The following is a 24,686-nucleotide window of genomic DNA, read 5'->3' as shown; positions in this document are numbered from 1 at the left end:
CCATCCATGGCCGGAACAACCGCTGCCCACGATGACCACCACGGCCATCACGACCACAAGCCCTCGTTCTTCGTCCGCTGGTTCCTCTCGACGAACCACAAGGACATCGGAACGCTCTACCTGATCTTCGCGATCTTCGCCGGCATCGTCGGCGGCGCGCTCTCGGTCGCCATGCGCGCCGAGCTGCAGGAGCCGGGCATCCAGATCTTTCACGGCCTCGCCGCCATGGTCTACGGCTTCGAGGGCGATGCCGCCATCGACGGCGGCAAGCACATGTTCAACGTGTTCACCACCGCCCACGCCCTCATCATGATCTTCTTCATGGTGATGCCGGCGCTGATCGGCGGCTTCGCCAACTGGATGGTGCCGATCATGATCGGCGCGCCGGACATGGCCTTCCCGCGGATGAACAACATCTCGTTCTGGCTGGTCGTCCCCGCCTTCCTGCTGGTGTTCCTGTCGATGTTCGTCGAGGGTCCCGCCGGCGCCTACGGCTCGGGCGGCGGCTGGACGATCTATCCGCCGCTGTCGACCTCCGGCCAGCCCGGCCCCGCGATGGACTTCGCCATCCTCGGCCTGCACATCGCCGGCGCCTCGTCGATCCTGGGCGCGATCAACTTCATCACCACGATCCTGAACATGCGCGCCCCGGGCATGACGCTGCACAAGATGCCGCTGTTCGCCTGGTCGGTGCTGATCACCGCCTTCCTGCTGCTGCTCTCGCTGCCGGTCCTGGCAGGCGGCATCACCATGCTGCTCACCGACCGCAACTTCGGCACGACCTTCTTCGCGCCGGACGGCGGCGGCGACCCGATCCTGTTCCAGCACCTGTTCTGGTTCTTCGGTCACCCGGAAGTTTACATCCTGATCCTGCCGGGCTTCGGCATCATCAGCCACATCGTCTCGACGTTCTCGAGGAAGCCGATCTTCGGTTACCTCGGCATGGCCTACGCCATGGTCGCGATCGGCGCCGTCGGCTTCATCGTGTGGGCGCACCACATGTATACGGTCGGCCTGTCGCTCGACACCCAGCGCTACTTCGTCTTCGCCACGATGGTCATCGCCATTCCGACCGGCATCAAGATCTTCTCCTGGATCGCGACGATGTGGGGCGGCTCGATCCGCTTCACCACGCCGATGGTCTGGGCGATCGGCTTCATCTTCCTCTTCACCGTCGGTGGCGTCACCGGCGTCCAGCTGGCCAATGCCGGCCTCGACCGTGCCCTGCACGACACCTACTACGTGGTTGCCCACTTCCACTACGTGCTGTCGCTCGGCGCCGTCTTCGCCATCTTCGCAGCCTGGTACTACTGGTTCCCGAAGATGAGCGGCTACATGTACTCCGAGTTCATCGGCAAGCTGCACTTCTGGGTTATGTTCGTCGGCGTGAACCTCGTGTTCTTCCCGCAGCACTTCCTCGGGCTCGCCGGCATGCCGCGCCGCTACATCGACTATCCGGATGCCTTCGCGGGCTGGAACATGGTATCGTCCTACGGCTCCTATATCTCGGGCGTCGGCGTTCTGATCTTCCTGTTCGGCGTCTTCGAGGCCTTTGCAAGGAAGCGTATCGCCGGCAACAACCCCTGGGGCGAAGGCGCGAACACGCTGGAATGGCAGCTGTCCTCGCCGCCGCCGTTCCACCAGTGGGAACAGCTTCCGAAGATCAAGTAGGATCCGGAACGACTATGGAGGCCGCCGGTTCGCGGCGGCCTCGCACCTTGAAGGCCGGATGACCCGGCCAGGAAAAGCGGCAGGCAAATGGCAATCATCGATCATCACGAAGCGGCCGGCAGTGGCGGGGATTTCGTCCTCTCCGAAGCGACCGCGCGCGATTACTTCGAGCTCCTGAAGCCGCGCGTCATGTCGCTCGTCGTCTTCACCGCCTTTGCCGGGCTGGTGCTGGCGCCCGGACACATCAACCCGTTCATCGGGGCGATCGCCATCCTCTGCATCGCCGTCGGCGCCGGCGCCTCCGGCGCGCTGAACATGTGGTACGACGCCGACATCGACGCGGTCATGTCGCGCACCGCCAAGCGCCCCATTCCCTCCGGCCGGATCCGGCCGCGCGAGGCGCTCGCCTTCGGGCTGACGCTGTCGGCATTCTCGGTCGCGATCCTCGGCCTTGCCGTCAACTGGCTGTCGGCCGGGCTGCTCGCCTTCACCATCTTCTTCTACGCCGTCATCTACACGATGTGGCTGAAGCGCTCGACGCCGCAGAACATCGTCATCGGCGGTGCCGCCGGCGCCTTCCCGCCGATGATCGGCTGGGCCTGTGTCACCGGCGGCGTGTCGATCGAAAGCATCGTGCTGTTCCTGATCACCTTCCTCTGGACGCCGGCCCATTTCTGGGCGCTGGCGCTGTTCAAGATGAAGGACTATGCCGATGTCGGCGTGCCGATGCTGCCGAACGTCGCCGGCGAGAAGACCACCAAGCACCAGATCATGATCTATGCCGTGCTGACGGCGGTCATCTCCGTCATGCCGAGCTGTCTTGGCTTCGCCAGCCTCGGCTACGGGATCTTTGCCGCCGCCATGGGCGCCGTCCTCGTCTGGTATTCGCTCGGCGTGCTGCGCATGCCCGAGGCGGACAGCCGCATGGTCCCGGCGAAGAAGCTCTTCGCCTATTCGATCCTCTACCTCTTCGCCATCTTCGCCGGCCTGATGGTCGATCACGGCCTCATGGCAGCCGGATGGAGCCTCTGATGGAAACGGTGACGCTCAACGACAAGCAGAAGAAGTCGCGCCGGGGCCGCAACATCGCGCTCGCCGTCGTGCTCGCGGTCCTCGTCGTGCTCTTCTACATCATCACGCTGGTGAAGATCGCCGGCGGAACGATGGGCTGAACGATGACGGAACGGGCAGGCAAGACACGGAAACTGGGCAACGGGACGATCGTCGCCGTGTGCCTGACCTTCGTGGTCGGCATGCTCGGCATGGCCTATGCGGCCGTGCCGCTCTACGAGATGTTCTGCAAGGTGACGGGCTATGGCGGCACGACGCAGCGCGTCGAGCAGGCCTCCGCCGTCATCCTGGACCGGAAGATCAAGGTCCGCTTCGACGCCAATACCGGCCCGGGCCTGCCCTGGACCTTCGAGCCGGTGCAGCGCGAGATTGAGCTGCGGATCGGCGAGACGGTCATGGTGAACTACCGTGCCCGCAACAATTCCACGGTCGAGACGACCGGGCAGGCGACGTTCAACGTCACGCCTGAGGCGACCGGCGCCTATTTCAACAAGGTGCAGTGCTTCTGCTTCACCGAGACGACGCTCGAGCCCGGCGAGGAGATGGAGATGCCGGTGCTCTTCTTCGTCGACCCGGCCATCGTCGAGCCGGTGGAGACGAAGAACGTCCATACGATTACGCTTTCCTATACCTTCTTCCCGCATGAGAGGACGAAGCCCGTGGCTTCGGTGACGGATGCGGCGGGTACGGATACGGGCAAGCTCTAGGAGATATGCGTTTTCGGCGGGACCGCCGGAGGCGACAATGGAGACATTCGGGGATGACTGACATGGCGAATGCGCATCAGAAGAATCACGACTACCACATTATCGATCCGAGCCCGTGGCCGCTCTTGTCGTCGATCGGCGCCTTCGTGCTGGCGCTCGGCGGCATCGTCTACATGCGCTACCTCGCCGGCGGCTCGCTGAAGCTGTTCGGCCTGGAGATGGCCAATCCCTGGATCATGATCATCGGCCTGGCGATCACGCTCTATTCGATGTTCGGCTGGTGGTCGGACACGATCAAGGAGGGCAACGAGGGCCATCACACCCGCGTCGTCTCGCTGCACCTGCGCTACGGCATGATCATGTTCATCGCCTCCGAGGTGATGTTCTTCGTGGCCTGGTTCTGGGCCTTCTTCGATGCCAGCCTGTTCCCCGGCGAGGCCATCCAGGCCACCCGCGTCGAGCACACCGGCGGCGTCTGGCCGCCGAAGGGCATCGAGGTCCTCGATCCCTGGCACCTGCCGCTCTACAACACCGTCATCCTGCTGCTCTCGGGCACCTGCGTGACCTGGGCGCACCACGCGATCCTGCACAACGACCGCAAGGGCCTGATCAGCGGCCTGACGCTGACCGTGCTGCTCGGCATGCTGTTCTCCTTCGTCCAGATCTACGAATACGTGCACGCGCCGTTCGCCTTCAAGGATTCCATCTACGGCGCCACCTTCTTCATGGCGACCGGCTTCCACGGCTTCCACGTCTTCGTCGGCACCGTCTTCCTGCTGGTCTGCCTGCTGCGCGCCATCAACGGCGCCTTCACGCCCAAGCAGCACTTCGGTCTCGAAGCCGCCGCCTGGTACTGGCATTTCGTCGACGTGGTCTGGCTGTTCCTGTTCTTCGCCGTCTACATCTGGGGCGGCTGGGGCGCACCGATCGCACACGGTTGATCCGTGGCCGATTGCATCGAGAGGCGGCCGCAGCGATGCGGCCGTTTTCGCATTCCCGGACGACCGGCAGGCAGCGTCGGAGGAGTTTGACATGAGCGACGACAAGGCCCTCTATCCGCCGGTCGATCCGGTGACGACCGGACTTCGCGGCCATTGCCCCCGCTGCGGCCAGGGCAAGCTGTTCGACGGCTACCTGAAGCTGAAGCCGCGCTGCGCGGCCTGCGGGCTGGACTATTCCTTCATCGATGCCGGCGACGGCCCCGTCGTGTTCGTGCTGCTGATCGTCGGCTTCATCGTCGTCGGTGCCGCTCTGTGGATGGAGGTCAGCTACAGCCCGCCGCTCTGGCTGCATTTCATCCTCTGGATCCCGCTGGCGATCGGCCTCGGCCTGGCCCTGACCCGCATGCTCAAGGGCGTCCTCGTCGCGCTCCAGTACCGCAACAATGCGCGGCCCGGAGAGATCGACCGCGGGTCCGATCGTGGCTGAGCTGTCGCAGCAGCCGGGCCGCGGCCCGGTGCGGACGGTCTTCGCCGGCCTCGCCCTGCTGCTGGCGCTGGCGGTGCTCGTCGCGCTCGGGACCTGGCAGATGCAGCGGCTCGCCTGGAAGGAGCAGCTTCTGGCCGAGATCGCCGAGCGTCGCACGGAGGCGCCGGTTACGCTTGCGGCGCTGGAGGCGATGAAGGCTTCGGGCGGCGATATCGAATACCGGCCAGTCACCCTGTCCGGCACCTTCGACCACGCCCGCGAACGCCACTTCCTCGCCACCTGGAACGGCCAGTCCGGCTATCACGTCTATACGCCGCTGCGTCTCGCCGACGGCCGCTTCGTCTTCGTCAACCGCGGCTTCGTCCCCTATGAGCGCAAGGACGCGCAGAGCCGGCCGGAGGGCCAGGTGGCGGGCGAGCGGACGGTCACCGGGCTTGCGCGCGACAGGCTCTCCGAAAAGCCGTCCTCGCTCGTCCCCGACAACGACACCGCCAAGAACGTGTTCTACTGGAAGGACCTCGACGCCATGGCAGCGAGCGCCGGCATCGCGCCGGAAGCCCGCCTCGGCTTCTTCGTCGATGCCGATCCGACGCCCAACCCGGGCGGCCTGCCGATCGGCGGCGTCACGCAGTTCGACCTGCCGAACAATCATCTGCAATACGCATTGACGTGGTACGGACTGGCAGTAGCGCTCGTGGGCGTGAGCGGGTTCTATCTCTGGCGGTCGCGGCGCTGAGCGAGGCGGCTGACGGAGGCGGATGACCGCTTGGCGCTTTCATCGGCGTCAATTTGTGATAAATGCCAGGGGCTTCGCACGCTGCGACCCGACCGCTGGCAACGCCGCCCGCCCGCACCTACATCAGAGCAACCGGACCTGCGATAACCTGACATGGCTTCTGCGACTGCCCTTTCTCCCCTGACGATCCGCCTCTGCGGCCCGCGCGGCTTCTGTGCCGGCGTCGACCGGGCGATCCAGATCGTCGTGCTGGCGCTGAAGGCCTATGGCGCGCCGGTCTATGTCCGCCACGAGATCGTGCACAACCGCTATGTCGTCGAGGGGCTGGAGGCCAAGGGGGCGATCTTCGTCGAGGAACTGGACGAGATCCCCGAGGAGCACCGAGCCCAGCCGGTGGTCTTCTCCGCCCATGGCGTGCCGAAATCGGTGCCCGAGGATGCGGTCGCCCGCAATCTCTTCTACCTCGACGCCACCTGCCCGCTCGTCTCCAAGGTCCACAAGCAGGCAATGCGCCACCAGCGGCTCGGCCGCCACGTCGTCCTGATCGGCCATGCCGGCCATCCGGAAGTGATCGGTACCATGGGGCAGCTGCCGGAGGGCACGGTGTCGCTCGTCGAGACGATCGAGGACGCCGACGTCTACCAGCCGGCCGACCCCGACAACCTCGGCTTCGTCACCCAGACCACCCTGTCGGTCGACGATACCGCCGGCGTCATCGCAAGGCTCAAGGAGCGCTTTCCCAACCTGACGGCGCCCGCGGCCGATTCGATCTGCTACGCCACCACCAACCGCCAGGAGGCGGTGAAGCAGGCTGCCCCCGGCTGCGATCTCTTCCTGATCGTCGGCGCGCCCAATTCCTCCAATTCCAAGCGCCTCGTCGAGGTCGCGCTACGGGCAGGGGCGAAAAAGTCGTTGCTTGTCCAGCGGGCGGCCGAAATCGACTGGAACGGATTGGGCGAAATCCGTACCGTCGGTCTGTCGGCGGGTGCTTCGGCCCCCGAGGTCATCGTCGACGAGATCATCGAGGCCTTCCGCGCGCGCTTCGACACGACGGTGGAGCTGGCGGATACCGTGGAGGAGACGGAGAATTTCCTGGTGAACCGCGAACTGCGCAACATCGAGCTGACGCCGGCCGACATGGCCTTCGTCAACGGGGAATAGGATGGGGCCGAAGGCACCCGTGAGCGTGAGCTAGAGATTTGGCAGTCTACACCGATATCACCGAAGACGACCTCGCCCGCTTCCTCCTGGACTACGAGGTGGGCACGCTGCTCTCCTACAAGGGCATCGCCGAGGGCGTGGAAAATTCCAATTTCCTGCTGCATACGACCAAAGGCGCCTTCATCCTGACGCTCTACGAAAAGCGCGTCGAGCCGAAGGACCTGCCGTTCTTCCTCGGCCTGATGCACCATCTCGCCGACCACGGCCTCAGCTGCCCGCTGCCGCTGTCGCGCAAGGACGGCGAGCTTCTGGGCGAGCTTTCCGGTCGCCCGGCTGCGATGATCACCTTTCTCGAAGGCATGTGGCTGCGCAAGCCGGCGGCCAAGCACTGCCGCGAGGTCGGCCGGGCGCTGGCGGAGATGCATGTGGCCGGCGCGGGCTTCCAGCTCACCCGCAAGAACGCGCTCTCCGTCGACGGCTGGCGGCCGCTCTGGGAGAAGTCCGCCGACCGGGCCGACGAGGTCGAGCCGGGCCTGCAGGCGGAGATTGCCGACGAGCTGGCTTTTCTCGAAAGCCACTGGCCGAAGACCCTGCCGCACGGCGTCATCCACGCCGATCTCTTCCCCGACAACGTTTTCTTCATCGGCGACCAGCTCTCCGGCCTGATCGACTTCTATTTCGCCTGCAACGACGCCTATGCCTATGACGTCTCCGTCTGCCTGAATGCCTGGTGCTTCGAGAAGGACGGCTCGTTCAACCTGACCAAGGGCATGGCGCTGCTCGACGGCTACGAGCAGGTGCGCCCGCTCAACGGCGCGGAGCTGAAGTCGCTGCCGCTGCTGGCGCGCGGCTCGGCGCTGCGCTTCTTCCTCACCCGCCTCTACGACTGGCTGACGACGCCGCCCGGCGCGCTGGTGGTCAAGAAGGATCCGCTCGAATACCTGAAGAAGCTGCGCTTCCACCGGATGGTGAAGTCGGCGGAAGAATACGGCCTGGTGCATCGATGAAGCATGTGGACATTTTCACCGACGGGGCCTGCTCCGGCAATCCCGGCCCCGGCGGCTGGGGTGCGGTGCTGCGCTATGGCGAGGTCGAGAAGGAGCTGTCCGGCGGCGAGCCGCAGACGACCAACAACCGCATGGAATTGCTGGCGGCGATCTCGGCGCTCGACGCGCTCAAGGCGCCCTGCGAGGTCGATCTCTACACGGACTCGAAATACGTCATGGACGGCATCGAGAAGTGGATCCACGGCTGGAAGAAGAACGGCTGGAAGACCGCCGACAAGAAACCGGTCAAGAACGGCGAGCTCTGGCAGGCCCTCGACGAGGCCCGCCGCCGCCACAAGGTCACGCTCCACTGGGTCAAGGGCCACGCCGGCCACCCGGAAAACGAACGCGCCGACGAACTGGCCCGCATGGGCATGGAGCCGTTCAAGAAGCGGTGAGGCCGGCAGCATCCGGCAGGGCGTTGCCGACGATCCGGTTGATGAAGTCGCCTTTCGCCGCCGTATAGGCGTCGCCGTCATAGGGAAATTTCCTGGCCAGCTCCGTCTTCAGGGTGGCATAGGCTGCCACGGTCTCCGCGTGACCCCGCAGAACGTCGCGAAACACGAGGCGCCGCTCGTGCGTCCGATTTCCCGGCGGGCACAGATAGACCCGTTGCTGCGGCGTGGCGAACCGTTTCAAGAATGCCCGGACGCCGTCGTCATAGCGATTTTCGCGGGCCTCGTATCCTGCGGCAGCGAGCGCATCGCTTGCCGTTGAAATGTCGGACGGCCCCGACAGGATGACGTCGACATCGATCACCGGCTTTGCCGGCAGACCGGGCACGGCGGTGCTGCCGATGTGGTCGATGGCAATGGCGCTGGAGCCGAGGATAGCGCGAAGGTCCCTGGCGATCATGAGAAAGTGCCGCGGCCAGGAAGCATCGTACGGGACAATCTCAACCAGAGTGGCCATGCGCCTCACCCTCCGTCTCCGCCTCGCGCGGGGCAACCGCTCGTCCGAACAGTGGCGGCGCCTCTTTTCCTCCGTCATGCCGGCCACCGAGCCGGCATCCAGTCACACAAGTCCTTGCGTGAGAAAGGCTTTTCCACGTCGCGGGCGCGCCGCCACGGGACCCCGGATCAAGTCCGGGGTGAGGGGGGAGCGGCGCCGCGGTGATCCAGCATGACCCCGGCAACATCCGCGCGGGCGGCGTTGCAACAACGCCGCCCCGTCGTCTCAGAGCTGCTCGATCATCGCCGCCGCGGCCGAGACGGTCGCCTGGCCGGGGCTTTCCTCGATGTTGAGCGACTTGACGACGCCGTCCTCGACCAGCATCGAATAGCGCTTGGAACGCACGCCCATGCCGTTGGCGGTCAGGTCGATGTCGAGGCCGACGGCCCTGGCGAACTGGGCGCCGCCGTCGGCGAGGAAGCGGATCTTGCCGAGCCCGCCGGTTTCCTTCGCCCAGGCGGTCATGACGAACGGGTCGTTGACGGCGACGACGGCGATCTCGTCGACGCCCTTGGCCAGGATCGCGTCGCGGTTCTCCAGATAGCCGGGCAGGTGGTTCAGCGAGCAGGTGGGCGTGAACGCGCCCGGAACGGCGAAGAGCACGACGCGCTTGCCCGAAAACAGATCGCCGGTCGAGACCTCCGCCGGGCCGTCCGCGGTCGGTTCCTTGAGCTTCAGGTCGGGCAGTTTCTCTCCTACGGCAATCGTCACGATCGTTCTCCTTGGCTTGTCTCCGTTGCGCGCTTCGCGCAGCCGGTCGGCCGCGGATAATAGGCGCTGGTCAATCGATGACAAGCGGCATTTCCATCGTCCGCCCGCCGCTTTCGGCGGTGAAGACGAGGGCGGCCTCGTCGAGCCGCGCCGACTTCGGCTTGTGCCGCAGCGGAACGTCGACGCGGTAGGAGCCGCCGCTGCGGACCGGGGTGCTCGCGGCGTCGAACTGGAAGCCCTCCGGCCCGGAAACGAACACCTGCAGCGGCTTTTCCGCCGAAGGCTCCGGCGCGGTGAAGGTGACGGAGAGCGCGCTGCCGTCGGCCTTCCAGCGCGCCTCGGTGACGATGAATTCGGGGGAGGGCGCGGCCGGCAGCGCAGCCTCGGCGGCGGCCGCCATCGCCCGCTCGATCGGGTTCTCGATCGCCGCCTTCGCGCCGTCGACCGACAGCTCGGCCTGGAGCGGGATGCAGATGTTCTCGCAGACGCCGAGGAAGACCGAGGCGGTGATGCGTTCGCCCGCTGCCGGCCCCTGCCGCCTCAGGGTCAGGGGAAGGGCGAGCGAGCGGTCGTAGCCGGTATAGGCGGTAAAGCCGTCCGAGAAGCGCTTGGGAACGGGAAAGCGGATCTGCTCCAGCGCCAGCCCGGAGGCGGGCGATATGGTGATCGAAGGCGAGATCCCGCTCTGGCCGGGATCGCGCCAGTAGGTCTTCCAGCCGTCCCGCAGCTCGATCTCGAGGAGTGCCGGGACGCGTCCGTCCGCCGCCTCCGGCAGCACGATCAGCCGCACCCGGCCGCCCGCCGTCTCGGCCCAGGGCGAGGTCGCGGCAAGCGCCTGCGCCGGCGCGAGCGCCAGCAGTGAAAATGCAACGAGAAACGAGCGAAAACCTGTCATAAGATCACGATCTGGGCATAGGGCGGCGACGATTCCATGGCTCTGTCAGGCTTTTTCGAAAGATTTCTCTTGAATGCCGGACCCGCTGTCCCAGTTCTTTACAATGTTCTTCCCGAAGCGTCGAACAAAAGCGTCAGAGCGGCGAGAAGGCGCTTTTCATTTCGCTGCGAATTGATAGGCTGTTTGTGTTATGGCGATGTCGGTCCTGAAAAACAGACGTGAACGGGGCTTCCTTGACGGTCAATTCCTGATCGCCATGCCGGGAATGCTCGACAAGAATTTCGAGCGCACCGTCGTCTATATCTGCGCCCATTCCGACGACGGGGCGATGGGTTTCGTCATCAATCGCCCGCAGCAGATGAGCTTCACCGACGTGCTGCTGCATCTGCAACTGGTCGAGGAGGACGAGGTCATCCGCCTGCCGCCGCGCACGATCGATTTTCCGATCCGCTCCGGCGGCCCGGTCGAGAGCGGACGCGGCTTCGTGCTGCATTCCGACGATTATTCGTCCGAATCCAGCATTCCGGTCAGCGACGACATCAGCCTGACGGCGACGCTCGACATCGTCCGCGCCATCTCGCGCGGCGAGGGGCCGAAGCGCGGCCTGCTGATGCTCGGCTATGCCGGCTGGGGCGCCGGCCAGCTGGAGAACGAGATCGCCTCCAATGGCTGGCTGACCTGCCCGGCCTCCGAAGACCTGATCTTCGATACGCCGGTCGAGGCCAAGTACGACCGTGCCCTCGCCCTGATGGGCGTCACCCCGGCCATGCTGTCCATGGAAGCCGGCCACGCCTGAGCCGGCCGGCCCGACGTCGCCGGCGCCGCCGAACCCTTTCATGATCGATCGGATCGCCGGAGGAACCAATGCCGGTGGCGGACGTTCTGCGCCGGATTCATTCTTGCTGACTGCTCTTCCTCGGAGATCGCCATGCGTCTCTTTCAATGTGAAAGCTGCGGGCTGACCCTGCATTTCGGCAACCGCGCCTGCGTGCGCTGCGGCGCCCGGCTCGGCTTCGACACCGGCGACATGCGCCTGCATGCGCTGGTGCCGCGGGCGGAGGAGGGGACCTGGGAGATCGAGGGCCGGTCGGGACAGGGCTTCCGCTTCTGCGACAATGCCGCCATCGACGTCTGCAACTGGCTCGTCCCCGTGGAAAGCGGCGACGCCTTCTGCGCCGCCTGCATCCACAACCGCATCGTGCCGACCACCGATCCTGTCGGGCTGGAGCGCTGGCGGCGGATCTCGGCTGCGCAGCACCATCTGTTCTATTCGCTGCTGCGCTGGAACCTGCCGCATCCGACCCGCGAGCAGCAGCCGGACGGCGGGCTCGTCTTCGATTTCCTCGCCGACGAGGTCGACGAGAACGGCAACGTCATCCCGGCCATGACCGGCCACGAGGACGGGCTGATCTGCCTCAGGGCGGCGGAGGCAGACGACGACGTGCGCGAGGCGGTGCGCGTCGCCATGGACGAGCGCTATCGCTCGCTGCTCGGCCATCTTCGCCACGAGATCGGTCATTTCTACTGGGGCCAGCTCCTGACCGACGAGGCTGATCTGCAGCGCGCCCGCGCACTCTTCGGCGACGAGCGCGAGGACTACGGCGCAGCGCTCGAGCGCCACTATGAGCAGGGCCCGCCGCCCGACTGGCAGGAGCGGTTCATCAGCACCTATGCCAGCGCGCATGCGGCGGAGGACTTCGCCGAATGCTGGGCGCACTACCTGCACATCGTCGATACGCTGGAGACGGCCCGCGCCTTCGGGCTCAACACCGATCCCCGCGGCGGCCACGACGAACTGGAGGCGGCGGTCGATTTCGACCCCTACCGCGCCGGCAGCGCCGACCGGCTGGTCGATGCCTGGGTCCCGCTCAGCGTCGCCATCAACGAGATCCAGCGCTCCATGGGCCAGCCGGACAGCTATCCCTTCGTGCTCTCCCAGCCGGTGGTCGAGAAGCTGGAGTTCATCCGCGGCATCGTCGCCAAGGCGCACGACTGACGGACAGCCTTCGCCGGGCCCGCCCGTCTGCGTGCGAACCGGGCAAGCGCGAGCGCGCTCAGGCCCGCTCCATCAGGCCCGCTTCATGAGGGGAAACCGTTCTTTCAGCAGCCGCAGCACCGAATCGTAGTTGATCGGCGGCCCGAACAGGTAGCTCTGCCCGTATTCGCAGCCCATCCGCCCGAGCTCGATCGCATCCTCCTCGGTCTCGATCCCCTCGGCCACGACCTGCATCTCCATCTCGCGCGCCATCGAGATCACCGAGCGCAGGAGCACGGTGCGCTTGTCGGAGCTGTCGCGCACCAGCGCCTTGTCGATCTTGATCGTGTCGAACGGGAAGCGCGTGAGGTAGGCGAGCGAGGAATAGCCGGTGCCGAAATCGTCGAGCGCCAGCCCGAGGCCGGCCTCGCGCAGCTTGTTGAGCACCAGCCGCGCCTGTTCGGCATTCTCCATCACCACGGATTCGGTCAGCTCGAACTTCAGCTTGTGCGGCTCGCAGCGCGTCTTCGACAGCACCGCGCGGACGTCGTTGTAGAGCTCGTTGTTCAGGAGCTGGGCGCTGGAGAGGTTGACCGAGACGAAGATCGGCAGGTCGCCGGTCTGCAGCTGCCAGTCCATCAGGTCGCTCGCCGCCTTGTCGAAGGCGAACGCGCCGAGCTGGCTGATCAGGTCGGACTGCTCGGCGACCGGGATGAACTCCTCCGGCGAGATGCTGCCGCGCTTGGGATGCTCCCAGCGCATCAGCGCCTCGAAGCCGGCGACCTCGGCATCGGCCAGCCGCACGATCGGCTGGTAGACGAGCGACAGCTCCTTGCGCTCGATCGCCCGGCGCAGGTCCGTCTCCATCTGCAGCCGGTCGGTGCCCATCGTCCGGAAGGCGGGGCGGAACGGTTCGACGCGGTTGCCGCCCGCCTTCTTCGCCCGGTACATGGCGAGCTCGGCGTCGTTCAGAAGGCTCGCCGCGTCCTGCTGCGGGTCGAGCCAGGAGACGAGCCCGATCGAGGCGGTCAGGATGATCTCGCGGTTGGCGAAGTTGATCGGCACGGTGATCGCCTTGGAGACCGCATCGGCGAAGTCGGCGACCTTGGCCGGGTCGCGCTCCGAAAGCAGGATCAGGCCGAACTGGTCGCCGGAAAGCCGCGACAGCGTGTCCTGCGGCTTCAGGAGCCGGCGCAGGCGGCGCGACAGGGCGACGAGGATATTGTCGCCGGCGGCGATCCCGAGCGCGTCGTTGACCTGCTTGTAGCGGTCGATGTCGATGGCGAGAACGGTCGGCCGCACGGCCTCGCCGGAACCGGCGATCGACAGCACCGATTGCAGCCGGTCGAGGAACACCTGCCGGTTGGGCAGGCCGGTGAGGTTGTCGTGCAGCGCGTCCTGCAGCAGCCGGTCGACCGAATTGCGCTGCTCGGTGATGTCGACGATCGTGCCGACGCAACGGATGATCTCGCCGTTGGCGCCGAGCACCGGCCGGGCGCGGATCGCCAGCCAGTGGTAGTGGCCGTCCTCGGCGCGGACGCGGAACTGATGGTTCAGCCGCCCGCGGCGGTGCTCCAGAAGCACGTCGAGCGTGGCGCGGAAGCGGTCGCGGTCGTCGGGATGCAGCCGCGGCAGCCAGTTGCGCGCGGCCCCGTGCATGACGCCGGGCGAAAGGCCGAGCTGGGCGGAGATGTCGGGGATGGTGACGACGCGGTCGCGCGCCACGTCCCAGTCCCAGACCGTGTCGCCGGAGCCGGTCAGCGCCAGCGACTGCCGCTCCAGGTCGGAGAACAGCCCCTGCTGGTAGGCGCCGCCGGCAAAGGCGTGCTGCATCACCGTGAACCCGATCAGAAGCACGATCAGGACGAGGCCGCCGCCGAGCGCCGGCTGGATGATGTCGTTGTCGAGCCTGCCCGTCACCGTCATCCAGGCGCCGAACAGCCAGACGAGGATCAGCGCCCAGGCCGGCACGAGCAGGATCGCCCGGTCGTAGCGGTTGAAGCCGAGATAGGCGATCAGGATGATGCCGGCGGATGCCGTGAGCGCGAAGGACAGCCGCGCGATGCCGGCCGCGATCGGCGGATCGTAGACGGCGACGCCGAACAAGAGCCCGAGGCCCAGGATCCAGGCGAGCGTGGCATAGGAGAGGTGGGCGTGCCAGCGGTTGAGGTTCAGGTAGGTGAACAGGAAGACGACGAGGCCGACCGCCAGCGACACCTCCGTTCCCGCACGCCAGATCCGCTCGTCGCCGGCGGTGATGCTGATCAGCTTCGACAGGAAGCCGAAGTCGACGCAGATGTAGCCGAGCACCGCCCAGGCGAGTGCGGCCGTCGCCGGCAGCATCGAGGTGCCCTTGACCACGAACAGGATGGTCAGGAACACCGCGAGCAGGCCGGCGATGCCGAGCACGATGCCGCGGTAGAGGGTGAAGGCGTTGACCGTGTCCTTGTAGGCGTCCGGCTCCCACAGGTAGATCTGCGGCAGTTCCGGCGTTGCGAGCTCGGCTACGAAGGTGACGACGGAGCCGGGGTTCAGCGTGATGCGGAAGACGTCGTCCTCCTCGCTCGGCTGGCGGTCGAGCGCGAAGCCTTCGCTCGGCGTGATCGAGAGGATGCGCTGCGAGCCGAGGTCGGGCCAGAACAGCTTGGAGCGCACCAGCCGGAAATGCGGCGCGACGATCACGCGGTCGATCTGTTCCTCGGAAATGTTGGCGAGCGCGAACACTGCCCAGTCGCCCTCGTGCGCCGGATTGGTCGCGCGCACCTCGATGCGCCGCACGATGCCGTCTGTGCCGGGGGCGGTGGAGACCTGGAAGGCGTCGCCGCGTCCCGTGTAGATCTCCGTCGTCGCCGTCAGGTCGAGTGCCGTGTCGTCGCGGGAGATCTGGACGGGCTCGACGGCCTGTGCCGTCGACGCAAGCGGTCCGACCAGCGAGAGCGCCGCCAGAAGGGTAAGGGCGAGCACCCGGCTGACGAACAGCAGTGTCGGCACGGAACGAAATGTCATTGGAACGCTAATTTCCTGTCGTCTGCGGGTCCAGCAGCCCTCTCTCCGGCGCGGCCTGGATTCGCGGCTGGGTCCTGTCCCCTGCCAGCAGCGAATACATCAGGTGGTCACGCCACTCCCCGTTTATCTTCAGATATTCCCTGAGGTAGCCTTCGCGCTGAAAGCCGGCCTTTTCAAGGAGGCGGATGCTCCGCCCGTTGTCAGGAATACAGGCTGCCTCGATACGGTGCAACTGAAGCTCCCCAAAGATGTAGGGGATGGCCAGTTTCAGGGCGGCGAGCATGTGGCCGTGGCCGGCGTAGCGCTCGCCCATCCAGTAGCCGACCATGCAGCATTGCGATGCGCCGCGGCGGATGTAGCCGATCGTCAGGCCGCCGAGCAGCTGCTGTTCGGCCTTGAGGAAGAGAAACAGCGGCAGCGCCTGGCCGCTGGCGAATTCCTGCTCGTTCCTGACGACGCGGGAGCGGAAGGAGCTCTCCGACAGCTCGTCGCTGCGCCAGGTCGGCTCCCACGGCTCCAGGAAGCGCCGGCTCTCGGAGCGGAGCAGGTACCACTGGCGATAGTCGGAAAAGCGCGGCAGGCGGAGCAGATGCGTCTCGCTCTCGAGCGTCACGGTGTCGGACTGCCGCGACAGGAACCGAAAGACCGACCGTGCCATCCATTCTTCTCCGTTTGCGCCGCCTCGCTGCCGTGGGCGCACGCACCTCGTCGCATGACAGTAAGTCAACAGCGGCGATGCCGTCAAACCGGATATGCATAGCCCCGCCACCGAAAATTCGCCCGTCCCCGTATGCCGCACAGCACGGCCGCGCCGCGTGCGATCAGCGGCTGTGGAGGATGTGGACCGAGGGACATCCGGCAAGCACGCGCCATGGGGTGGCTGCTCAGGCTTGACGAGGGTGGCCAACCTCTTGCCTTGAAGGACCTTGTAACGCTATTTTATATTGACAGCCTAGGAGAGCAACTGCCCAATGCCTAAACATATTGTAATTGCGGGTCCCCCGCGCACGGGGACCCGGTTTGTTACCAATGCCCTCAATAAACATCCGGAAGTGTGTATCCAAGGCGAGGTTCCTCCCAGCGTTCTGGACAACGCAATCGAGTTCGTGACCAAGACGGATGCGGAATTTCGCAGCGCCAACTACGAGAAATGGAACAAGACGTGGTTGAAGACCCGCACGGCTCTGTTCGAAGACATGTTGGCGGCGACCCAAAAGTACCCGGACAAGACGAACACCGATCGTAAGAAGGTGGCGTACACCGGTTTCAAGCTTCCGGCCGCGGTGGCTCGCTTGAAGGAACTGGAGGCCGTCTATGACGACGTCCGCTTTGTTCTTTGTGTCAGAGAGTTCGTCCCGTTTCACTTGTCGTGCGTTTCAAGGTGGCCGAAAAGGACCATTAAAGAGACCTCTCGGAGTTATCTCGAAGCCTTGGGACACATCCGTGACGTCATCGACCGGACCGACAAGGGGTTCGTGTTCCCTCTGGAGCACCTAAAGACCCACGGGGCGGTCCTGCTAAAAGAGCTCGGTGCATTTCTTGATCTGCCGAAAGTTGATTCCTGGGTGAAACTGATCGACCCCAGTCAAAAGGCGAACCAAGCAGAGAGGTTTACGGATAAGAAACGGACGGAATTGACAGAGAAGGAAAGAGCCTTCGTTGAAAACACCACGCAGATGAAGATCCTGTACGACAGCATCGTCAATACGCGGACCTACACCCAGGCCGCTTAATTCACGCGCCGTCGAAGGAACCAACCCCTCGTGACCATCCCGGGTGGGCGGCTTCCTTTTGGTGAGCCTTTGGGCCATGCAATCCGGACCGATTCTCGGCGCTAAGACCGCCGGCAACGACAGAAAACAGGCCGCAGTGGATATCCCGCAGCGGCCGTGCATCTGTCTGCGGCATCGGCCGATGTGGCTGCGCCTCAGCTTGCGGCGCGCTGGGGCTGGGCGCTGCGGGTCAGGGAGCCGATGATGTCGCCCGCCGAGGCGAGCTGGTCCAGCGGGCCGATCGCCGAAAGCGTCGGGCGGGTGTCGAAGAACAGCCGGCCGGCGAGATCGGTCAGCCGGTCGACAGTGATGCCCTGGAGCCGTTCCATCAGCTCGTCGTTGGGGATCGGCCGTCCGTAGAGCATCATCTGCCGGGCGATCTGGCCGGCGCGGGCGGCGGGGCTTTCCTGCCCCATCAGCAACTGCGCGCGGATCTGCGCGCGGGCCCGGTCGATCTCCTGCTGGTCGATCCGGTCGGCCGACTTGCGCAACTCCTCGATGATCACCGGCAGCAGCTCCGGCAGGTTCTCGCCGCCGGTCGCCGCGTGGATGCCGAAGATGCCGGTGTCGGAGAAGCCCCAGTGGAAGGCATAGACCGAGTAGCACAGGCCGCGATGCTCGCGCACTTCCTGGAAGAGGCGCGAGGACATGCCGCCGCCGAGGATGTTGGCGAGGATCTGCGAACAGTAGAAGTCGCGCGCATGGTAGGCCTTGCCCTCGAAGCCGAGGAGGACCTGCGCGTCCATCAGGTCGCGCGTCTCGCGCACGTCGCCGCCGGTGTAGTTCGCCACCTCCAGGACGGGAGGCGCGGACGGCGTCTGCGGCAGCGACGAGAACCGCTTCTCGACGTCGCGGACGAAATCCGAATGATCTACGGCGCCGGCCGCGACCACGAACATGCGGTCGGTCGTGTAGTTGCGGCCGAGATAGGTGCGGATCTGCTCCGGCTGGAACGACATCACCGTTTCCGGCGTGCCGAGGATCGCCCGCCCGATCGTCTGGTCGCGATAGGCGGCCTCGGAGAACTTGTCGAAGATGACGTCGTCGGGGGTGTCGTTGGCAGCCCCGATCTCCTGCAGGATGACGTGCTTCTCGCGGGAGAGTTCTTCCTCGTCGAATTCCGATTCCGTCAGGATGTCGGCCAGGATGTCTGTCGCCAGCGGCACGTGGTCCTTGAGCACGCGGGCATAGTAGGAGGTCGTCTCGGTGGAGGTGGCGGCGTTGACCTCGCCGCCCACGTTCTCGATCTCTTCGGCGATCTCGCGGGCGGTGCGGCGCGCCGTACCCTTGAAGGCCATGTGTTCGAGGAGATGGGCGATCCCGTGCTCGTCCGCCGTCTCGTTGCGGGAACCGGACTTGATCCACACGCCGAGCGCGACGCTCTCAAGATGCGGCATGGTCTCGGTGACGACCGTCAGGCCTGACGGCAGCCTGGTGCACTCAACTTTCATGTTACGACTTTCCGCGATCGCTAACCCCGAATTCGGGAGTATCTGCCGATGAAGGCTTCAACGGTATCCAGTTCCGGATCCAGGATTTCGAACCGCTCCTCCCTTTGCATCATGTCAGCAAGCCACGACGGAAGCGCCGGGTCAATACCGCTGGCGGATTTTACCGCGGCGGGGAATTTCGCCGGATGGGCGGTGGCGAGCGTCACCATCGGGCTCGCCGGGCGGGCGTTTTTCGCAGCGACGAACACGCCGGTGGCCGTGTGCGGGTCGAGCAGGTAGCCCGTCTTTTCCAGCGTTTCGGCGACCGTCTTGGCGACCTGCTTCTGTGTGGCGCGGCCGGCGCGGAATTCCTTGCGGATGGCCTTCAGCGCCTTGTCGCCGATCGCAAAGGCGCCGGACTGCTTCAGCCCCTCCATCAGCGTGCGGATCGCCGCCGCATCGCGGCCATAGGCCTCGAACAGCAGCCGTTCGAAGTTCGAGGAGATCTGGATGTCCATCGACGGCGAGGTGGTGGCGACGACGCCGCGCATCTCGTAACGGCCGGTCTTGAGCGCGCGCGCCAGGATGTCGTTGTCGTTGGTGGCGATCACCAGCCGGTCGATCGGCAGGCCCATGCGCTTGGCGACGAAGCCGGCGAAGATGTCGCCGAAATTGCCGGTCGGCACCGTGAACGAGACCTTCCGGTCCGGTGCGCCGAGGGCGATCGCGCTCGTGAAATAGTAGACGATCTGGGCCATGATGCGCGCCCAGTTGATCGAGTTGACGCCGGAAAGCTGCATCTTCTCGCGGAAGGCCCGGTCGTTGAACATCGCCTTGACGAGGTTCTGGCAGTCGTCGAAGTTGCCCCTGACCGCGATCGCATGCACGTTGGCCGCGCGCGAGGTGGTCATCTGCCGCTGCTGCACCGGCGAGACCTTCTCATGCGGAAACAGGATGAAGATGTCGGTCCGCTCGCGTCCGGCAAAGGCGTCGATTGCCGCCCCGCCGGTGTCGCCCGAGGTGGCGCCGACGATCGTCGCGCGCTCGCCGCGCTCGGCCAGCACATGGTCCATCAGCCGGCCCAGAAGCTGCATCGCCACGTCCTTGAAGGCGAGCGTGGTGCCGTGGAAGAGCTCGAGGATGAAGTCGTTGGCGCCCGTCTGCACCAGCGGCGCCACCGCCGGATGGCGGAAGGTGGCGTAGGCCTCGGCGATCATCGCCTTCAGCGTCGGCTCGGCGATCTCGCCGCCGACGAAGGGCGACAGCACGGCGAAGGCGACCTCCTGGTAGGTCATGCCGCGCATCGCCCGGATCTGCTTCTTCGAGAACGAGGGCCATTCCTTCGGCACATAGAGTCCGCCGTCGCTGGCGAGCCCGGCCAGCAGCGCATCGCAGAAACCGAGGTTGGGGGCTTCGCCCCGCGTCGAAACATACTTCACGTGATCATCCCTGAAAGTGAGCGGGGCTGGAGACGAGCCGGCGCCCCGAACGCTGGACCGGAGCGCGGACATGGAGCGCGGAAAGGGCAGGCGGCGATGCCGGGCGGCGCAAGGCGGCGGTCACGAAACGTCCTTCTGTTCGGTCGCGGCATCTGCCGCGCCCAGCTAGGCATATCCGAACCGGGCGGGTCGCGCGGTTCCCGTTGCGGCGGACCGTGGCAAAGCCGACCGTCCGAGACCCCTCGTCGGCCGGTTTCCCTGAAACGGAATCCTGCCGGGCGGGCCGGTACAGCAAAAAGTGGAAGGTCGGTTTTGGACAATCGATTTTTTGCCGCACCGCTGCTATAGAGCATCCGCGAGGGTCGAGAAAGGCCCGTTTTTTATGAGTTGAAGCGGGCGCCACAAGTCCGAATGCAGGGGTGAGACACACGTGATTTCCAAGACGCGCCGCCTTCTCGGCATTTCTCTACTCGCCATCGCCGCAGGCTGCAGCCAGACCGACAAGCCCGGCGAAATGGGCGTCGCCTCCGGCACCGGCCAGCAGGCCTCGCAGCAGCCGGCCGTCATCCAGGGGGCCTGCCCGCAGGTCTACCTGCGCGAAGGCACCGCCGTGCACCGGGCCTATGCCCGCGGCGCCAAGGACGATCCGGAGAAGCTGCTCTACCAGGCGACGCTGTCGGCCACCACGCGCCAGTGCGTCCAGAGCGAGAGCAACCTGACGGTCACCGTCATGGCGCAGGGCCGCGTCGTCTCCGGTCCCGCCGGCGCATCCGGCACCGTCACCCTGCCGATCCGCGTCGCCGCCACCGACGGCGACAAGACGCTCTATTCGAACCTTGCCAAGTTCAGCGTGACGGTTCCGCCGGAAGGCACCGCGCAATACGTCTTCACCGACGCCAACGTCGTCCTGCCCGGCGGCGCCGGTGGCTTCTCCAAGATCTATGTCGGCTTCGACGAGGGGCCGTACAATACGCAGTGAGGCGGCAAGCGGCGTAGCAGATCGTCAGATAGGCGTGCATCGGAGCTTGCCGGGTGGCAGGTCGACCGACGGCTGCTGCCCGATTGTCGGCAAGTCCCATCTGGACTACAGTTCTTTTCAGTTGGGCCTGGCGCCGGGCGGGAGCAATTCGAAATCCCGGCGGGAGATTGTTTGATCTGCCTCGATCGCGGCCTCTTTTTCGGCGTCCGCCGGGAAGGAATCTCCGCTTGGCGATGCAGAACTCGTCAGCGGGGTGCAGAGATGGGACAGAACGCCGAGATCGGTCCGGCAGGCCCTGACGACTTCCCTGCCATCAGGGCCTTGTGCAATGGCTTCCTCGACTGGTGCCGCTCGCGCTATGGCGAGAATGCCTGGTTCGTCGACCGCTACTACACCCCGGAACAATGGGCTTCACTGCTGGACAGCTTGCCGCGGATTCACGCGGCTCCAGAGGGGGAGATCCTAGTCGCCCGACTGAATGGAACGGGCGTCGGCTGCGTGATGATGCAGCGGATCGACGGACGGACCTGCGAGATGAAGCGCATGTTCGTCAGCCCCGACGGGCGAGGCCTGGGGCTGGGTCGCAGGCTCGCCGAGACCATCATGCGCGTGGCTGCCGAGCGGGGTTACGCCACAATGCGGCTGGATACCGGACGCAACCACGATGAGGCACTTAGCCTCTACCGCTCTCTCGGTTTCCGGGAGATCGCTCCCTACTATGAAGCGCCGCCTGAATTGCGCAACCATCTCATCTTCATGGAAGCTCTACTGGCCGTGCGGGCAGGGTAGTTCCGTCGTCCCGGGATGCCGCTCTGGGGCTGGCGGCTTTTGTTGCCGACTGCCGTCATTCTTGCTGCCGGTCCCGCTCGCCTCTCACATCGCCTCCTGCCACTCCGCCAGCGCCGCGACCACGCCGGGCAGGTCGCTCATGCGCGAGATCACCGTCTCGGCGCCGGCGTCCGTCAGCCGGTCGGCATGCGAGGGGTAGGTATGCGAGGCGCCGGTGAAGCCGACGACGCGCATGCCGGCGGCGCGTGCGCCCTGGATGCCGTGCACCGAATCCTCGATGACCAGCGTGCGCGCCGGATCGGCGCCGAACTGGGCCGCACCGTGCAGGAAGATGTCCGGCTTGGGCTTCACCCGGTCGGGGCCGAGGTCCTTGGCCGAATAGATGTGCGGCGCGAACACCTCCTTCAGGCCGACCCGCGTCAGCATCAGGTCGAGCCGGTGCGAGGCGGAGTTGGAGCAGATGCAGTAGGGGCGGCGCAGCCGCGACAGGGCGAACTTCACGCCCTCGATGACCTTCACTTCCTTGGCCAGCCGGGCGTCGAGCAGTTTCTCCGACTTGTCGAGCAGCGTCGCCGACAGCGGGATCGAGGCCTCGCGCTCGATCGCAAGCAGGATGTTGTGCCAGGTCATGCCCGCGAAGCGCTCGCCCATCTCCTCGACGCCGATCGGGTAGCCGGCCTCGGTCAGAAGGCGGGATTCGACCTCCGCCGCGATGATCTCGGAATCGACGAGAACGCCGTCGCAATCGAAAATGATGAGGTCGAAACCTTCCATGGAAGCTGTCCTATCGGGAGGGGCACGAAGCCGGCGCGACCGCGATGCGGCGCAAATGGGAACTGCGAGGCATTTATACGATGCCGCCCGAAAGCTCAACATCGGCGGCCGGCCCCCGCATGCGTCGATGCGCTCGACAGCGTTCCCCGGGCCTTCTATCAGTAGAGCATGACGAACAGCCAAGACGACACGATCGCAAGCCGCATCAGCCGCGTTCTCGCCGAGCGCATCATCTCGGGCGCCCTGCCGCCCGGCGCACGCCTGCGCCAGGACCATCTGGCCGAGGAATTCGGCGCCAGCCACGTGCCCGTCCGCGAGGCGTTCCGGCGGCTCGAGGCGCAGGGCCTCGCCGTCAGCGAGCCGCGCCGCGGCGTGCGCGTCGCAGCCTTCGATCTCGCCGAGGTGCGCGAGGTGGCGGAGATGCGCGCGGCCCTCGAAGTGCTGGCGCTGCGCCACGCCGTGCCGAACATGACGCCCGCCATCCTCGAGCGGGCGGCGGCGGCGACGACGGCGGCGGACGCGGCGACCGACGTGCGCGCCTGGGAGGCGGCCAACCGGGCCTTCCACCGCCTGATCCTCGAGCCCTGCGCCATGCCGCGCCTGCTGGCCGCGATCGACGACCTGCACGCCGCCAGCGCCCGCTTCCTGTTTTCCGCCTGGCAATCGAGCTGGCAGCCCCGCACCGACCACGATCATCGCGCGATCCTGGCCGCACTCAGGAGCGGCAACGCCGAGGAGGCGGTCTCGATCCTCGGGCGCCACGTCCAGTGGATCGGCCGCACGCCCGTGCGCAACGCCACCGGCGAGACCCGCGAGATCTTCTCCATCGTCGGGTGACGCCGGTCGGCGGTTGTGCCGCGTCGCTGTGAATTATCTATAATTTTGATGATCGGTGAAGCGCTGGAATTCCAGCGGTTGTCACTCGCTTTGCGTGCAGAGCCGACGCGGGCGGCCGGCCGTGGTAGCTTGACGCCTCGTTCGGAATCCTCCTAGTTTCAAAATTATAGATAATTATTCCGGATATCTATGACGCTCGTCAGGAGGATTTTGATGTTCCAACTCGCCGCCGCCGGACCGACCGGCTTCGATCCCTTGCGCCTCGGTGCGCGTTCCCTGCCGATGCGCATCGTCTTCGTGCTGGCCGGCACGCTGGCGCTGGCGCTCGCCTCGCGCATCAGCGTCCCGATGGTGCCGGTGCCGATCACGATGCAGACCTTCGCCGTCACCATGATCGGCGCGCTCTATGGCTGGCGGCTCGGCACGCTCACCGTGCTCGCCTGGCTTGCCGAGGGCATGGCCGGCCTGCCGGTGCTGGCCGGCGGGGCAGGGGGCGTCGCCCATTTCGCCGGGCCGACCGCCGGCTACCTCGTCTCCTTCCCGCTGATGGCGACGATGGTCGGCTGGCTGGCCGAGCGCGGCTGGACGGGCACGCGGCTCGTTCAGAGCTTTGCGGCGCATTTCGCCGCCAACATTTTCTGCCTGGCGCTGGGCGGCGCATGGCTCGCGACGCTGATCGGCCTGGAGAAGGCGATGATGCTGGGCGTCGTCCCCTTCGTGCTCGGCGCGCTGTTGAAGTCGGCGCTCGCAGCAGCCCTGCTGAAGGCCGCAGCACCGCGGCCCGCAGCCGAGCTGCCGTGACCGGCCGCGCGTGACAGCGACACCATGACCGTCCGGCTCCGCGCCCACCACCTGCTCTGCATGCTGACCTTCGTCGGGAAGGGCTACAGCCCCGCCTTCGTCGAGAACTACAGGCAGGTCGCCCGACGGCTTTCGGCGGGCGAGACGATTGAGGTCGTCGAGGGGCCGGACGACATCTGCGCGCCGCTTCTGGATGGCGACCCCCATTGCCGCGAGGAGAGCGTCGCCGCGCGCGACCGGCAGGCGGCTGTGGCGGTCGCCGCCCTGACCGGCACAGCCGTCGAAGCCGGCACGCTGATCGTGCCGGACGAAGCGCTGCTGGAGCGGCTGCGCGCCGCCTTCGGTAGCGGCGAACTGCGAGCGGCCTGCGGCGGCTGCGAGTGGAGCGAGCTCTGTTCGCGCGTCGCCGCGCACGGCTTTCCGGGGATCCTCGTCGGCAAGGCGCCCCTTGCGGGCGGCAGCCGTTAAAGTTGTGCTGCCGCCGCTTCACGCGCTATCGCAGGAAGG

At 66.0% G+C, this 24,686-nt stretch carries 26 protein-coding genes; 18 read left to right on the top strand and 8 right to left on the bottom strand.

Annotated features, from left to right (window positions below; genetic code table 11):
* Positions 1 to 6 precede the first annotated feature (6 nt).
* The 10 genes from ctaD to rnhA all read left to right on the top strand — a co-directional run bounded on the left by ctaD (position 7) and on the right by rnhA (position 8,218).
* Complete coding sequence (gene ctaD / locus P0086_RS06705) at positions 7 to 1,671, top strand: cytochrome c oxidase subunit I (RefSeq protein ID WP_112606204.1); 1,665 nt, start codon at positions 7 to 9, stop codon at positions 1,669 to 1,671.
* A gap of 87 nt (positions 1,672 to 1,758) precedes the next feature.
* Positions 1,759 to 2,703, top strand: coding sequence for a heme o synthase (locus P0086_RS06700; RefSeq protein ID WP_148151776.1), 945 nt, complete (start codon positions 1,759 to 1,761; stop codon positions 2,701 to 2,703).
* Complete coding sequence (locus P0086_RS06695) at positions 2,703 to 2,843, top strand: hypothetical protein (protein WP_275783794.1); 141 nt, start codon at positions 2,703 to 2,705, stop codon at positions 2,841 to 2,843. Before P0086_RS06700 ends, P0086_RS06695 begins: the two co-directional genes overlap by 1 nt.
* A gap of 3 nt (positions 2,844 to 2,846) precedes the next feature.
* Positions 2,847 to 3,449 carry a cytochrome c oxidase assembly protein gene (locus P0086_RS06690; RefSeq protein ID WP_112615304.1) on the top strand — a complete coding sequence of 201 codons (603 nt, stop codon included), beginning with the start codon at positions 2,847 to 2,849 and terminating at the stop codon, positions 3,447 to 3,449.
* A 62-nt stretch (positions 3,450 to 3,511) separates the two neighbouring features.
* On the top strand, positions 3,512 to 4,390 hold the full coding sequence (locus P0086_RS06685) for a cytochrome c oxidase subunit 3 (protein WP_112593469.1): 879 nt from the start codon (positions 3,512 to 3,514) through the stop codon (positions 4,388 to 4,390).
* A 91-nt stretch (positions 4,391 to 4,481) separates the two neighbouring features.
* A complete protein-coding gene (locus P0086_RS06680) occupies positions 4,482 to 4,877 on the top strand; it encodes a DUF983 domain-containing protein (protein WP_112593468.1) in 396 nt (131 codons plus the stop codon).
* Complete coding sequence (locus P0086_RS06675) at positions 4,870 to 5,613, top strand: SURF1 family protein (RefSeq protein ID WP_275783791.1); 744 nt, start codon at positions 4,870 to 4,872, stop codon at positions 5,611 to 5,613. Before P0086_RS06680 ends, P0086_RS06675 begins: the two co-directional genes overlap by 8 nt.
* Positions 5,614 to 5,766: 153 nt before the next feature.
* On the top strand, positions 5,767 to 6,774 hold the full coding sequence (gene ispH / locus P0086_RS06670; RefSeq protein WP_275783788.1) for a 4-hydroxy-3-methylbut-2-enyl diphosphate reductase: 1,008 nt from the start codon (positions 5,767 to 5,769) through the stop codon (positions 6,772 to 6,774).
* Between the two features lie 38 nt (positions 6,775 to 6,812).
* Positions 6,813 to 7,781 (top strand): homoserine kinase, encoded by a 969-nt coding sequence (locus tag P0086_RS06665; RefSeq protein ID WP_112593465.1) that lies wholly within the window; start codon positions 6,813 to 6,815, stop codon positions 7,779 to 7,781.
* Complete coding sequence (gene rnhA, locus P0086_RS06660; RefSeq protein ID WP_112615298.1) at positions 7,778 to 8,218, top strand: ribonuclease HI; 441 nt, start codon at positions 7,778 to 7,780, stop codon at positions 8,216 to 8,218. Before P0086_RS06665 ends, rnhA begins: the two co-directional genes overlap by 4 nt.
* Here rnhA and P0086_RS06655 read toward each other — a convergent pair.
* The 3 genes from P0086_RS06655 to P0086_RS06645 all read right to left on the bottom strand — a co-directional run bounded on the left by P0086_RS06655 (position 8,205) and on the right by P0086_RS06645 (position 10,377).
* The gene (locus P0086_RS06655; protein ID WP_275784426.1) at positions 8,205 to 8,732 is read right to left on the bottom strand and encodes a GrpB family protein; all 528 of its coding nucleotides are present in this window, start codon (positions 8,730 to 8,732) and stop codon (positions 8,205 to 8,207) included. The two genes, rnhA and P0086_RS06655, sit on opposite strands and share 14 nt — an antisense overlap.
* Positions 8,733 to 8,996: 264 nt before the next feature.
* Complete coding sequence (locus tag P0086_RS06650) at positions 8,997 to 9,482, bottom strand: peroxiredoxin (protein ID WP_112615294.1); 486 nt, start codon at positions 9,480 to 9,482, stop codon at positions 8,997 to 8,999.
* Positions 9,483 to 9,552: 70 nt separating this feature from the next.
* Positions 9,553 to 10,377: a protein-disulfide reductase DsbD domain-containing protein gene (locus P0086_RS06645; RefSeq protein WP_275783781.1), complete on the bottom strand. Its 825-nt coding sequence runs from the start codon at positions 10,375 to 10,377 to the stop codon at positions 9,553 to 9,555.
* 190 nt (positions 10,378 to 10,567) lie between these two features.
* Between P0086_RS06645 and P0086_RS06640 the strand changes: the two genes are divergently transcribed.
* Together P0086_RS06640 and P0086_RS06635 are read left to right on the top strand one after the other, a co-directional pair.
* Complete coding sequence (locus tag P0086_RS06640) at positions 10,568 to 11,173, top strand: YqgE/AlgH family protein (RefSeq protein ID WP_112593460.1); 606 nt, start codon at positions 10,568 to 10,570, stop codon at positions 11,171 to 11,173.
* 132 nt (positions 11,174 to 11,305) lie between these two features.
* Positions 11,306 to 12,373, top strand: a complete 1,068-nt coding sequence (locus P0086_RS06635) for a putative zinc-binding metallopeptidase (protein ID WP_275783779.1) — start codon at positions 11,306 to 11,308, stop codon at positions 12,371 to 12,373.
* Positions 12,374 to 12,445: 72 nt separating this feature from the next.
* Here the strand turns inward: P0086_RS06635 and P0086_RS06630 are convergent, their stop codons facing one another.
* Together P0086_RS06630 and P0086_RS06625 are read right to left on the bottom strand one after the other, a co-directional pair.
* Positions 12,446 to 15,298 (bottom strand): sensor domain-containing phosphodiesterase, encoded by a 2,853-nt coding sequence (locus tag P0086_RS06630; RefSeq protein WP_275784424.1) that lies wholly within the window; start codon positions 15,296 to 15,298, stop codon positions 12,446 to 12,448.
* Positions 15,299 to 15,365: 67 nt separating this feature from the next.
* Positions 15,366 to 16,016, bottom strand: coding sequence for a GNAT family protein (locus P0086_RS06625; RefSeq protein ID WP_275783776.1), 651 nt, complete (start codon positions 16,014 to 16,016; stop codon positions 15,366 to 15,368).
* Positions 16,017 to 16,329: 313 nt separating this feature from the next.
* Between P0086_RS06625 and P0086_RS06620 the strand changes: the two genes are divergently transcribed.
* A complete protein-coding gene (locus P0086_RS06620) occupies positions 16,330 to 17,091 on the top strand; it encodes a sulfotransferase (protein ID WP_275783773.1) in 762 nt (253 codons plus the stop codon).
* 194 nt (positions 17,092 to 17,285) lie between these two features.
* On the opposite strand, the gene P0086_RS06615 is transcribed toward P0086_RS06620, so the two are convergent.
* A complete protein-coding gene (locus P0086_RS06615) occupies positions 17,286 to 18,581 on the bottom strand; it encodes a pitrilysin family protein (protein WP_112606181.1) in 1,296 nt (431 codons plus the stop codon).
* A gap of 20 nt (positions 18,582 to 18,601) precedes the next feature.
* Positions 18,602 to 19,999 (bottom strand): threonine synthase, encoded by a 1,398-nt coding sequence (thrC, locus tag P0086_RS06610; RefSeq protein WP_275783770.1) that lies wholly within the window; start codon positions 19,997 to 19,999, stop codon positions 18,602 to 18,604.
* Between the two features lie 430 nt (positions 20,000 to 20,429).
* On the opposite strand from thrC, the gene P0086_RS06605 reads away from it, so the two are divergent.
* A complete protein-coding gene (locus tag P0086_RS06605; protein ID WP_112593454.1) occupies positions 20,430 to 20,978 on the top strand; it encodes a hypothetical protein in 549 nt (182 codons plus the stop codon).
* A 261-nt stretch (positions 20,979 to 21,239) separates the two neighbouring features.
* Positions 21,240 to 21,767 (top strand): GNAT family N-acetyltransferase, encoded by a 528-nt coding sequence (locus tag P0086_RS06600; RefSeq protein WP_345799303.1) that lies wholly within the window; start codon positions 21,240 to 21,242, stop codon positions 21,765 to 21,767.
* Positions 21,768 to 21,851: 84 nt separating this feature from the next.
* Here the strand turns inward: P0086_RS06600 and P0086_RS06595 are convergent, their stop codons facing one another.
* Positions 21,852 to 22,541: an HAD family hydrolase gene (locus P0086_RS06595; RefSeq protein ID WP_112593452.1), complete on the bottom strand. Its 690-nt coding sequence runs from the start codon at positions 22,539 to 22,541 to the stop codon at positions 21,852 to 21,854.
* Positions 22,542 to 22,709: 168 nt separating this feature from the next.
* Between P0086_RS06595 and P0086_RS06590 the strand changes: the two genes are divergently transcribed.
* The 3 genes from P0086_RS06590 to P0086_RS06580 all read left to right on the top strand — a co-directional run bounded on the left by P0086_RS06590 (position 22,710) and on the right by P0086_RS06580 (position 24,647).
* Positions 22,710 to 23,378, top strand: coding sequence for a GntR family transcriptional regulator (locus tag P0086_RS06590; protein WP_112593451.1), 669 nt, complete (start codon positions 22,710 to 22,712; stop codon positions 23,376 to 23,378).
* Between the two features lie 213 nt (positions 23,379 to 23,591).
* A complete protein-coding gene (locus tag P0086_RS06585) occupies positions 23,592 to 24,179 on the top strand; it encodes a biotin transporter BioY (protein ID WP_275783763.1) in 588 nt (195 codons plus the stop codon).
* A 24-nt stretch (positions 24,180 to 24,203) separates the two neighbouring features.
* On the top strand, positions 24,204 to 24,647 hold the full coding sequence (locus P0086_RS06580) for a DUF1284 domain-containing protein (protein WP_275783760.1): 444 nt from the start codon (positions 24,204 to 24,206) through the stop codon (positions 24,645 to 24,647).
* Positions 24,648 to 24,686 lie beyond the last annotated feature (39 nt).

It is taken from the genome of Mycoplana sp. MJR14, from assembly GCF_029210525.1.
In the GTDB taxonomy this organism is placed as follows: domain Bacteria; phylum Pseudomonadota; class Alphaproteobacteria; order Rhizobiales; family Rhizobiaceae; genus Mycoplana.
This window is presented reverse-complemented; position numbering and strand designations above follow the sequence as displayed.

What these genes read in the sequence shown, in the direction of transcription:
- ctaD (WP_112606204.1), top strand. Translation starts at nt 7, where the DNA reads ATGGCCGGAACAACCGCTGCCCACGATGACCACCACGGCCATCACGAC.
- P0086_RS06700 (WP_148151776.1), top strand. Translation starts at nt 1,759, where the DNA reads ATGGCAATCATCGATCATCACGAAGCGGCCGGCAGTGGCGGGGATTTC.
- P0086_RS06695 (WP_275783794.1), top strand. Translation starts at nt 2,703, where the DNA reads ATGGAAACGGTGACGCTCAACGACAAGCAGAAGAAGTCGCGCCGGGGC.
- P0086_RS06690 (WP_112615304.1), top strand. Translation starts at nt 2,847, where the DNA reads ATGACGGAACGGGCAGGCAAGACACGGAAACTGGGCAACGGGACGATC.
- P0086_RS06685 (WP_112593469.1), top strand. Translation starts at nt 3,512, where the DNA reads ATGGCGAATGCGCATCAGAAGAATCACGACTACCACATTATCGATCCG.
- P0086_RS06680 (WP_112593468.1), top strand. Translation starts at nt 4,482, where the DNA reads ATGAGCGACGACAAGGCCCTCTATCCGCCGGTCGATCCGGTGACGACC.
- ispH (WP_275783788.1), top strand. Translation starts at nt 5,767, where the DNA reads ATGGCTTCTGCGACTGCCCTTTCTCCCCTGACGATCCGCCTCTGCGGC.
- rnhA (WP_112615298.1), top strand. Translation starts at nt 7,778, where the DNA reads ATGAAGCATGTGGACATTTTCACCGACGGGGCCTGCTCCGGCAATCCC.
- P0086_RS06655 (WP_275784426.1), bottom strand. Translation starts at nt 8,732, where the DNA reads ATGGCCACTCTGGTTGAGATTGTCCCGTACGATGCTTCCTGGCCGCGG.
- P0086_RS06645 (WP_275783781.1), bottom strand. Translation starts at nt 10,377, where the DNA reads ATGACAGGTTTTCGCTCGTTTCTCGTTGCATTTTCACTGCTGGCGCTC.
- P0086_RS06640 (WP_112593460.1), top strand. Translation starts at nt 10,568, where the DNA reads ATGGCGATGTCGGTCCTGAAAAACAGACGTGAACGGGGCTTCCTTGAC.
- P0086_RS06635 (WP_275783779.1), top strand. Translation starts at nt 11,306, where the DNA reads ATGCGTCTCTTTCAATGTGAAAGCTGCGGGCTGACCCTGCATTTCGGC.
- P0086_RS06625 (WP_275783776.1), bottom strand. Translation starts at nt 16,016, where the DNA reads ATGGCACGGTCGGTCTTTCGGTTCCTGTCGCGGCAGTCCGACACCGTG.
- P0086_RS06620 (WP_275783773.1), top strand. Translation starts at nt 16,330, where the DNA reads ATGCCTAAACATATTGTAATTGCGGGTCCCCCGCGCACGGGGACCCGG.
- P0086_RS06615 (WP_112606181.1), bottom strand. Translation starts at nt 18,581, where the DNA reads ATGAAAGTTGAGTGCACCAGGCTGCCGTCAGGCCTGACGGTCGTCACC.
- P0086_RS06600 (WP_345799303.1), top strand. Translation starts at nt 21,240, where the DNA reads ATGGGACAGAACGCCGAGATCGGTCCGGCAGGCCCTGACGACTTCCCT.
- P0086_RS06595 (WP_112593452.1), bottom strand. Translation starts at nt 22,541, where the DNA reads ATGGAAGGTTTCGACCTCATCATTTTCGATTGCGACGGCGTTCTCGTC.
- P0086_RS06590 (WP_112593451.1), top strand. Translation starts at nt 22,710, where the DNA reads ATGACGAACAGCCAAGACGACACGATCGCAAGCCGCATCAGCCGCGTT.
- P0086_RS06585 (WP_275783763.1), top strand. Translation starts at nt 23,592, where the DNA reads ATGTTCCAACTCGCCGCCGCCGGACCGACCGGCTTCGATCCCTTGCGC.
- P0086_RS06580 (WP_275783760.1), top strand. Translation starts at nt 24,204, where the DNA reads ATGACCGTCCGGCTCCGCGCCCACCACCTGCTCTGCATGCTGACCTTC.